Below are 9,184 nucleotides of genomic sequence, written 5' to 3' on the forward strand. Positions count from 1 at the left end.
TGCCAGAATTGACATGACTCCCCCCCGGCTGGCAAGTTGCCGGAAATAATGACCGTGGAGGCCGCCATGAGAAAGGGTTTGGTGCTCGCTGCAGCGCTCGTGCTGCTTGCAGGATTTTCCACAGCCGCGTTGGCCCAGGGGCAGGTGTTGATGATGGCCACAACGACAAGCACCGAGGACACGGGTCTTCTACCCGTCCTGGCCGAGGCGTTCAAGAAGAAGTCCGGCATCGAGCTGCGCTGGGTGGCCGTGGGCACGGGCAAGGCCCTTGAGATCGGCAAAAACTGCGATGCGGACGTCCTCATGGTGCACGCCCCCTCGGCCGAGAAGAAGTTCATGGACGAGGGCGCCGGCAAGGCCAGGACCCAGATCATGTACAACGACTTCGTCCTGGTCGGTCCCAAGGCCGATCCGGCCAAGGTGAAGGGCAAGAGCACGGCCGAGGCCCTCAAGGCCTTGTCCACGTCCAAGGCGGTGTTCGTGAGCCGCGGAGACAAGTCCGGCACCCACATGGCCGAACTGGCCCTGTGGAAGGGCGCGGGCATGGAAACCCCGGACAAGGAATCCTGGTACATCTCCAGCGGCCAGGGCATGCTCCAGTGTATGCGCATGGCCGCGGAGAAGGGCGGCTACGTGCTGGCCGACCGGGGCACCTGGATCAAGTTCGAGGACACCCCCGAGGCGGGGAGCATGGCCATCCTGGTGGAGGGTGACGCCTCCCTGCGCAACCAGTACAGCGTCATCACCCTGAACCCCGAGAAGTGCTCCAAGGTCAAGCTCGAGGCCGCCGACGCCTTCGCCAAGTGGATCGCCTCCCCCGAAGGGCAGGACGTGATCGCCGGATTCAAGGTCATGAACAAGCCGCTCTTTTTCCCCAACGCCGGGAAGTAATGGATTACCTGCTGGACGGCCTGCAGCGGGCCGTGGACCTTCTGGCGAGCGGAGACGCCGAGACCTTCTCGGCCGTCTCCGCCACGCTCCAGGCCACGGCCCTTTCCATGGCCGTCGGCCTGGCCCTGGGGCTGCCCGCCGGGTTCTGCCTGGGTTACTTCTCCTTTCCGGGCAAGCGCGCCCTGCGCACCCTCTCGGACGCCCTTATGGCCTTTCCCACGGTGGTCATCGGCCTGCTGGTGTACGCCATGCTCTCGCGCCGGGGGCCCCTGGGCGAGCTTGGGCTTCTGTTCACCGTGCCCGGCATGTCCATCGGCCTGGCGCTTCTGGCGCTGCCCATGATCGTGAGCCTTACGGCTTCGGCCGTGGAGCAGATGGATCTGCGCCTGCGCCTGACCCTGCTCACCCTGGGGGCCGACTCCCGCCAGCAGCTCCTGGGCGTGCTCTGGGAGGCCCGTTACGGCGTTCTGGCGGGTGGCGTGGCCACGTTCGGCCGGGTGGTGTCCGAGGTGGGTATCGCCATGATGGTGGGCGGCAACATCAAATGGCACACCCGCACCATCACCACGGCCATCGCTCTGGAGACCGGCAAGGGCGAGTTCGCCCAGGGCATCGCCCTGGGGCTGGTGCTCATGGGCATTTCCATGGTGGTGAACACCGTCCTGGCCGTGCTCAGGCGCAGGGAGGGCTGATGGGCGTGCCCCCGGTGTACCGGATCAAGGACCTCGAGCACCGTTACGGGCGGCGCCTGGCCATGCGCTGCCCGTCGCTCATCATCGAACCCGGGCGCATAGCGGGCATCCGGGGGCCCAACGGCGCGGGCAAGAGCACGCTGCTTCAGATCATGTCCTTCCTGCTGGCCCCCACTGGGGGCGAGGTGCTTTTCATGGGCGAGCCCGCCCGCTACGGCGACGTCTCGCTTCGCAGGCGCGCGGTGCTCATGCCCCAGGACCCGGCGCTACTGCGCCGCAGCGTGGAAGCCAACGTGCTCTACGGGCTCAAGGTCCGGGGCCTGCCCGCCGACGGCGCGGCGCACAGGGCCCTGGAACTGGTGGGGCTCGAACCCGCCGGTTACCTCAAACGCTGGTGGAACGAGCTCTCCGGCGGCGAGGCGCGCCGCGTGGCCCTGGCCGCCCGTCTGGCCCTCAAGCCCCAGGTGCTCCTCCTGGACGAACCCACGGCCAGCCTGGATCCTGCCAGCGCCGAAATGGTGCTCAAGGCGCTGGCCGCGGCCAGGGACCGGGACGGCCTGACATCGGTGGTGGTCAGCCACGACCGGGAGTGGCTGGACCTGGCCTGCGACGAAACCCATAGCCTGGAGCCCTGCGTCGACAGCGCGCAGCGGACCGGGGAGAACGAATCATGAAGGCCGTGAACATCGTCGGATTCAAGGACACCGGCAAGACCACCCTGTGCGTGGAGCTCCTGAGGGAGCTGTCGGCCATGGGGACAGCCTGCTCGGCGCTCAAGTTCACCCACCAGGCTGGCCTGGACAAGCCGGGGACGGACACGGCCAAGCTGCTTACGGTCTGCGACACGGTGGGGGCCGTGGGCGAAGCCGAGTCCGCCATGTTCTGGAAGGGCAAGCGGACGCTCCTCGGCATGCTGCCCATGCTGGGGGGGGACATGCTGGTGGTGGAAGGCGGCAAGCCGCTTACGGTGATGCCGCGAATCGTCATCGCCCGCACCGCCGCCGAAGCGCGCGAGCTGGGCGCGGGCGAGGGCGGGCTGGCCATGGCCGTGTACGGGCCCGAGGGCGTGGACGGCGTCCCTGCGGTAACGGACATCACGGCGCTGGCGCGCCTGGCCTCCGAACGCGCCTTCCTGCTGCCTGGCCTCGACTGCGGCGGCTGCGGCCGGGAGGACTGCCGCGCCCTGGCCGTGGAGATCGTGGCCGGGCAGGCGCGGCCGGACGCCTGCGTGGCCATGGGCGGGGAGATTTCGGTCACGGTGAACGGCGCGCCCCTGGGCCTTAACCCCTTCGTGGCGCGCATCCTCCAGGCGGGGATCGCGGCCATGCTGGGCGAGCTCAAGGGGTACGCGCCCGGGGATACGGTCATCCGGCTGAAACGATAGTTTTTCCGGTTCGTCTTGTCTTCGCCGCGGCTTGCGTGTAGTGGACTGAAGTATCGCTTTTCCAGGCGGATACCAAGGAGCCGGACATGGATACCCCAGACAGCGCCCTGTTCCATGCCGTCGGGCCAGTCTCCCACGACGAGCACCAGGCCCGTCTGGAGCTGGTCACCAAACGCATCCAGGATAAGCTCGGCAACTATCGATCCTACAATTTCACGCAGTTGCAGAGCGTGGCGCTGAACATATTCTTCGACCTGGCCCAGGAATTCACCGCCGTCGAGGATGTGTACGCCGTGTGCGTCATGATTCCCCGCTCGCTCTTCAACCTTGATTGCACCCTCTACGTCATCGACGGCCAGCGCGACATCCTCAGTTGCTGCGCCTCGCACTGCCCCAGGTCCGAAACGGCGGTCCGTTTCGAGGACGAACCGGTGGTCAAGGACGGGCACCTGCTCATCCCCATCAAGGGCAACCGGGAGCTCATCTCGCAGCTGCCGTTCACTCCCCATGGGGACCTCATAGGCATGCTGGAACTCTTTCCCGCCGACAGTCTCACCGAACACGACAAGCTCTTCTGGGGCCGCTACGCCAACCGTATCGGCTATCAGCTGCACAACCGGTTCATCAGCCTCAAGAACAAGGAACACGTCCAGTTCATCCGTAATCTCGTCAAGGACATCGGCCACAACGTCATTGTGCCGAACATGTACTTCAAGCTTTTCTACAAACGTCTCGAGGCCCGCATCGGCCTCATCAAGATGTTCCATTCCAAATTCAACCGGATGATGCAGGAGTGCGCGAAGTGCAATCCGGATTCAGAGGGCGAGTGGAGGAAGCTGGATCAGGATGTCGACTATTTCTATAATGCGATAAATGATCAGTACAAGGAAATATTCAGCCACTACCAGAACACGAGCCTGTTCCTGGAGACGCTCCTGCGCACCAGCCATTTCGAGGAAGGCCGCTACGTCCTTGAAAAGCGCAAGTGCAACTTCAAGAGCCAGGTCATCGACCCGCAGGTGGAGCGCTACCGCTCCCGTTTCGCGGACAGGGGCATCGAGATCGACACGTCCATGGGCGGCGTGCCCGACAGGGAAATCGAGGTGGTGGTGGACGTGGGACTCATCTCCCAGGTGTACTCGAACCTGTTCTCCAACGCGGTGAAGTACACCCGCGAGGTGGACGAGGGGGGCGGGCACAAGCGCAAGTTCATGTCCTACGGATGGGACATTCTCGAGGGATATTTCGGTCCGGGCCTGGACGGCATCAAGCTGAACGTCTTCAGCTCCGGCCCGGCCCTCGGCGCGGAGCAGCGCTCGCGCCTGTTCAGCGAGGGCTACCGGGCCGAGAACTCCCAGGGCGAATACGGCACGGGGCACGGGCTGTACTTCATCCGCGAGGTGGTGCTGCTCCACGGCGGGGAGGTCGGCTACGAGCCTACGCAGCTTGGCAACAACTTCTTTATCATCCTGCCCTACGAATCCCAGGAGCGTCAGGACGACCCGGAGGCTTGAGAACATGCCCTTGAAATATCTGGATGCCGTCCGCCAGCCGGGGCAGACCGTGAATCCCCTGTTCGCCTTTCTGGGGGTGGAGCTCAAGGAGGCAGGCCCGGACCGGGCCGTGCTGGAACTGCCCTTCAGGCCCGAATTCATCCAGGGGGCGGGTGCGGTGGCCGGGGGCGTCGTGGCCGCCCTGGCGGACGAGGCCATGGCCCACGTGGTGCTGGCCAACCTCGCGGCGGGCCAGAAGACGGCCACGGTGGAGATGACTGTGCGTTACTTCCGCCCGGTGCTGGAAAGCGGGCTCACGGCCGTGGCCGTGCTGGTGAACAAGGGGCGGCGCATCATCTCAGCCGAGGCCCTGGTCACGGACGCCAAGAACCGGCAGGTGGCCAAGGCCGGGGGATCATTTTTCGTCCTGGAATAACCGCCTTGAACGCGAAGCCGACTGGGAGTCCAGAGGGCGTAGCCCTTTGGCCGCCGGAGGCTTCTCACCCCGCAATCCCCAATCCCCTCACCACTTCCCCCGAATGCACTCAGCCCCCAAAGCATACTGCTTCGGGGGCTTGTTTCTTCCCTCACTCGCCAAATCAGCTCAACTCAGCGCAGCACCAGCACCGAACACTTGGAATGGGCCACCACCTTGCTGGCCACGCTGCCGATGAGGAAGCGGTCCAGGCCGGTCTTGGCCCTGCTTCCCACCACGATGAGGTCCACGCCCTCATTTTCCGCGAACGTCAGGATGGAGTCCGCCGGAGAGGAGCCCGAGTCCAGCACCGTCCGGGCGGCAATGCCGCGCTTCTCGGCTTCGCGCGCCGCTTCGGAGAGGTTCTTCTGGGCTTGTTGCCTGATCTGGTCGGAGAGGTTTAGGGCGATGCCCTCGCCGAAATCGATCATGTCCTCGGCCACGGAGTAGAGCAGCACCTCGGCCTTCTGTTTCTGCAGCGAGGCGATTTCCAAGGTCTTTTCCAGGACGGGGCGGGCTTGGGACGAGAGATCGAGACAGGCTAGGATTTTCATGACGAGCCTCCTGCCGGTAGTTGACCGGCTCACGGTTTGGCGGCGGCCTCGTCTTGAGCCGTCGCGCCGGAAGAGAGAACGACCATGTCCCCAACGTCACAGGAGCCGGAGAGAAGCCTGGCGGTGGCGTCTTCGGGCATACTGGCCGTCACCGAGGCTTCACCCGTGGCGCGGCCGGCGGAATCGAGGATGCGCACGGCCATCCCCGGCGCGAGTCCCTGGCGGGAGCCGAGTGAAAAGGCGATCACCAGGCCGTCTTCGGTTTCCTTCGTCCTGTAAACTACCCCCTTCCCTTCAAGTGTCAACAGCTGTTCCATGCGCCTGCTGGCGAGAAATCCGGCCGCTCCGGCCGGGAGCGCGAGCAAGAACAGGCAGAGGCTGGACGTGAAGGGATTCAGGCCCGTGAAGCGGGTGAGGAAGGAGGGTGACGCCCTCCGCATGGCCAGGGGGTCGGCGTACACGGTGACGGTGTACGTCTGGGGTGGGATTTCCCGGGTGCCGGGGGGCAGGGGAGGGCCTTCCAGGGTGAAGGTCCGGGAGCCGGGGGCGGCGGAGACGTCCACGGAGATGGAGCCCCTCCACATGGTCCCGCCCAGCCAAAAGCCCGTGTAGAGCTCCTCCGGGACGAGCACCACGGAGGCGTCCCCTCCCAGCACGCGCATCTCGGCAAGCGTGGAGGCCCCGGGCGGCAGGACGGCCGTGACCGGCACCTGGTCGCCCGGCACGGCCTGGAAGCTCCGTCCCTGGTCCTTGAAACCGGCAGCCAAGCCATCGGCCAGGCAGGCCAGCGATGCGAGCAGCAGGGCCGCAGCGATCCATCCGAAAGCGGTCTGCGCCTTCCTGGCTTGGGAAAAGTTCATGAAGATCAGGCCGTTTCGCCCTGGGGGCGGTTCTTGTCGCGCACAAGGCGCGACAGGATCAGTCCGGCGGCCAGGGTGGGCAGGAGCAGGGTGAAGAAGCTCTTGCAGAACGCGGCCGAGAAGTTTTCGGGATCAAGCGATGCGGCGTGCATGCCTATGCACAACTCGGCCAGGATGCAGACGTCCACCGCAATGACCGTCAGTATTTGCCGTGAGTTCATGAATCCGTCTCCTGTCTCGCGTCCGGAGGGGAGGGCCCTGGTGGTGGGGGGCCGGATGCCGTGGCCCTCCGCCTCGCGGACGGTATGGCAAACCGGGCCGGGGCGAAAGCCCCGGCCCAGGGCGCGCCGTTACTTCTTGAAGATGTCGGTCTTGCTGATGTTCATGAACCGCAGGGCCTTGCCCTCTTCCTTGTAGTACACCCGGACCTCGTCCCCGGCGTCCCATGTGGAGTCGGGCCAGGACATGTACTCGTCGGGCACGCTGAAGGTCACCAGCAGCTTCTGGCGTCCCGAGTAGACGGTGATGGTCTTCTTGGCCTTGTCCACCATGGGGAACACCTTGGCCTTGCCGGAATCCTTGTCGAAGACCAGGGGGTGGTCCTTGTCCACGTTCTCCTGGATGTCGTGGATCTTGAAGGCGATGGTCTTGAAGGCCTGGGCCTGGGGATCGTAGATCACGACCTGGCTCTTCTGGGTGTCGAGCTTCATCCTGAGCCCGGCTTTGGGGGCGGGACCCATCTCTTCGGGGTTGGCCGGGAGGGTGTAGGTCACGGGAGGCAGGCCCGAGTAGTCGGGGGTCAAGGGCTCGGCCTTCTTGTCCCGGATGAACGTCACCTTGCCGGACTGCTTGTCGTAGGCCACCACGCGGCCCTGGTCCACCTTGCCGAAGTCGCTGCACCCGAAGAGGAATGCCAGCGCCAGGGCGGCCACGAGAAGGGATATGCGCTTCATTTCGTATTCTCCTAGGCTCTGTGCGGGTTAAGCGGCCTTCTTGTTGGCCAGTTCCTGCTTGGCTCCCTGGATCATCTTCACGAAGATGTAGGCGCTCATGCCGAACACCAGACCCAGGATGAGCACCGTTGAGGCTACGTCCATGGCCTTGTAGAGTTCCTTGTAGGCGGAGCCGAGCATCTTCATGGCGATGGACACGGCGCAGCCGACGACGGCCAGGCCGAAGGCCACGCGGATGCCGTAGCCCTTGATGTACTTGGTAGCCACGGTGCCGACCTGGGCGCCGATGGACGCTCCGCAGAGCATGACGATGGCGGCCACCAGCTCGGTGCGGCCCTTGAAGGTGTAGGAAGCCGCGCCGTATAAGCCGGAAATCATGACCTCGAACAGGTCGGTGCCCACGGCCACGTGGGTGGGACAGCCCACCAGGTAGATCAGGGCGGGCATGCGGATGAGGCCGCCGCCGATGCCCAGGATGCCGGCCAGCCAACCGGTGAGGAAGCTCACGCCGATGGGCAGCCAGGCGGAACAGGTGATGCCTGCGGCCTGCAGGTGCACCATGGGGGGAATCTTGATCTTGTGCAGGGTCTTGTGCCACTCGATGCCGGTGGCCAGCTTGTCCACTTCCTGCCCGGCGGCCCTGGCGGCCTTTTCCTTCTGCAGGCGCTTGTTGACGTCGTGGAAGACCATCCAGGCGATGAGGAACAGCAGCACCAGATAAATGTAGCGCACGACCTTTTCCACGCTGCCGATGCGTTCAAGCCACATGACCATTTGCGCGCCGACCTCGAAGCCGCCCACCGTGCCCACGATCATGATGAAGCCCAGCTTGTAGTCCACGTTGCCGAACTTGCCGTGGCGCAGGGTGGCGATGAGGGACTTGCCCGCCATGTGGGCGATGTCCGTGCCGATGGCGAAGGCCATGGGGAAGCCCAGGATGTTCAGGCCGGGCGTGACCATCCACGCGCCGCCCATGCCGAAGAAGCCGCCGATGATGCCGACGCCCACGCCCAGGATGACCAGGCCGGGCCAGAAGATTTTCACGCCCGCAATGGGCATCAGGATATAGAGCCATTCCATGGTGTTTCTCCTCCCCCGGCTTAGTGTTCAGCGAGGTCGCGGTTCTTCAGGTCCAGCCCGATCCAGTGCATGATGATGTCCGCCAGGACGCCGAAGATCATGCCGATGGTCGGAATCAGGGCCACTGTCAGGAGCGTGAAGTACAGGTGGCTCTCGTTGTAGAGGCTGGCCCACCAACCCATGATGCCGTCGAGCTTGCGGGTGTCCGCCACCAGGACGATGGGCGCGCCGCCGCCGCCCGCCGCCAGGGCCAGGCCCGGGACGGTCAGGGCCAGGAACAGGGAGATGAACAGTTGCTTGATCCTTTTCATGGTCTCTCTCCTTGGGAATTCCGGTTTAGCGCAGCACCAGCACGGAGCATGGGGCGTGGGCCACGACCTTGGATGTCACGCTGCCGATCAGGAACCGGTCGAGAGCGCTCTTGCTCTTGCTGCCCATGATGATCAGGTCCATGGCGTTGTCGGCGGCGTAGCGTACGATGATGTCTGCTGGGGACACTCCCTGTTCGGTCACGGCCTTGGCGTCCACGCCTTGATCCTTCGCCGCCTTCAGGGCCTCTTCTTGCGCCTTTCGGGCTGCGGCCAGGAATTTTTCGCTCACGCTGGCCGAATCCATGAAATCCCCAATGTCCTTGAAATCCTCGGCCACGCTGAAGAGGGTCAGTTGCGCCCCTTTTTCCTTGGCCGTGGCCACGGCTGTCGCGAGAACGTTTTTCGCCGCTTCCGAGAGATCCAGTGCCGCCAGAATGTTCATGTTGCCTTCCTCCTTCGCGATGTTGCGATTGTGCGCGGTTTTGTTCAGA

At 64.6% G+C, this 9,184-nt stretch carries 13 protein-coding genes; 6 read left to right on the forward strand and 7 right to left on the reverse strand.

What is annotated here, in order from left to right:
- Positions 1 to 66: 66 nt before the first annotated feature.
- The 6 genes from ML540_RS05835 to ML540_RS05860 all read left to right on the forward strand — a co-directional run bounded on the left by ML540_RS05835 (position 67) and on the right by ML540_RS05860 (position 4,896).
- The gene (locus ML540_RS05835) at positions 67 to 891 is read left to right on the forward strand and encodes an ABC transporter substrate-binding protein (RefSeq protein WP_243359231.1); all 825 of its coding nucleotides are present in this window, start codon (positions 67 to 69) and stop codon (positions 889 to 891) included.
- Positions 891 to 1,583: an ABC transporter permease gene (locus ML540_RS05840; protein WP_243359233.1), complete on the forward strand. Its 693-nt coding sequence runs from the start codon at positions 891 to 893 to the stop codon at positions 1,581 to 1,583. The genes ML540_RS05835 and ML540_RS05840 overlap by 1 nt, the downstream gene beginning before the upstream one ends.
- On the forward strand, positions 1,583 to 2,257 hold the full coding sequence (locus ML540_RS05845; protein ID WP_243359236.1) for an energy-coupling factor ABC transporter ATP-binding protein: 675 nt from the start codon (positions 1,583 to 1,585) through the stop codon (positions 2,255 to 2,257). Before ML540_RS05840 ends, ML540_RS05845 begins: the two co-directional genes overlap by 1 nt.
- Positions 2,254 to 2,967 carry a molybdopterin-guanine dinucleotide biosynthesis protein MobB gene (locus ML540_RS05850; RefSeq protein WP_243359238.1) on the forward strand — a complete coding sequence of 238 codons (714 nt, stop codon included), beginning with the start codon at positions 2,254 to 2,256 and terminating at the stop codon, positions 2,965 to 2,967. The genes ML540_RS05845 and ML540_RS05850 overlap by 4 nt, the downstream gene beginning before the upstream one ends.
- An 86-nt stretch (positions 2,968 to 3,053) precedes the next feature.
- The gene (locus tag ML540_RS05855) at positions 3,054 to 4,481 is read left to right on the forward strand and encodes a sensor histidine kinase (protein WP_243359240.1); all 1,428 of its coding nucleotides are present in this window, start codon (positions 3,054 to 3,056) and stop codon (positions 4,479 to 4,481) included.
- Between the two features lie 4 nt (positions 4,482 to 4,485).
- The gene (locus ML540_RS05860; RefSeq protein ID WP_243359242.1) at positions 4,486 to 4,896 is read left to right on the forward strand and encodes a PaaI family thioesterase; all 411 of its coding nucleotides are present in this window, start codon (positions 4,486 to 4,488) and stop codon (positions 4,894 to 4,896) included.
- 173 nt (positions 4,897 to 5,069) lie between these two features.
- On the opposite strand, the gene ML540_RS05865 is transcribed toward ML540_RS05860, so the two are convergent.
- The 7 genes from ML540_RS05865 to ML540_RS05895 form a co-directional block, all read right to left on the reverse strand.
- Positions 5,070 to 5,489 carry a universal stress protein gene (locus tag ML540_RS05865; RefSeq protein WP_243359244.1) on the reverse strand — a complete coding sequence of 140 codons (420 nt, stop codon included), beginning with the start codon at positions 5,487 to 5,489 and terminating at the stop codon, positions 5,070 to 5,072.
- A 29-nt stretch (positions 5,490 to 5,518) separates the two neighbouring features.
- A complete protein-coding gene (locus tag ML540_RS05870; protein ID WP_243359247.1) occupies positions 5,519 to 6,349 on the reverse strand; it encodes a hypothetical protein in 831 nt (276 codons plus the stop codon).
- A gap of 5 nt (positions 6,350 to 6,354) precedes the next feature.
- A complete protein-coding gene (locus ML540_RS05875) occupies positions 6,355 to 6,570 on the reverse strand; it encodes a hypothetical protein (protein ID WP_243359249.1) in 216 nt (71 codons plus the stop codon).
- A 129-nt stretch (positions 6,571 to 6,699) separates the two neighbouring features.
- Entirely contained in the window at positions 6,700 to 7,302 is a 603-nt protein-coding gene (locus ML540_RS05880; RefSeq protein ID WP_243359250.1) for a DUF4881 domain-containing protein, read from the reverse strand.
- 27 nt (positions 7,303 to 7,329) lie between these two features.
- On the reverse strand, positions 7,330 to 8,382 hold the full coding sequence (locus ML540_RS05885) for a sulfite exporter TauE/SafE family protein (protein ID WP_243359251.1): 1,053 nt from the start codon (positions 8,380 to 8,382) through the stop codon (positions 7,330 to 7,332).
- A gap of 20 nt (positions 8,383 to 8,402) precedes the next feature.
- Entirely contained in the window at positions 8,403 to 8,693 is a 291-nt protein-coding gene (locus ML540_RS05890; RefSeq protein ID WP_243359252.1) for a DVU0150 family protein, read from the reverse strand.
- Between the two features lie 25 nt (positions 8,694 to 8,718).
- Positions 8,719 to 9,135: a universal stress protein gene (locus ML540_RS05895; protein WP_243359254.1), complete on the reverse strand. Its 417-nt coding sequence runs from the start codon at positions 9,133 to 9,135 to the stop codon at positions 8,719 to 8,721.
- Positions 9,136 to 9,184 lie beyond the last annotated feature (49 nt).

Source organism: Fundidesulfovibrio terrae (genome assembly GCF_022808915.1).
GTDB classification, from domain to species: Bacteria; Desulfobacterota; Desulfovibrionia; order Desulfovibrionales; family Desulfovibrionaceae; genus Fundidesulfovibrio; species Fundidesulfovibrio terrae.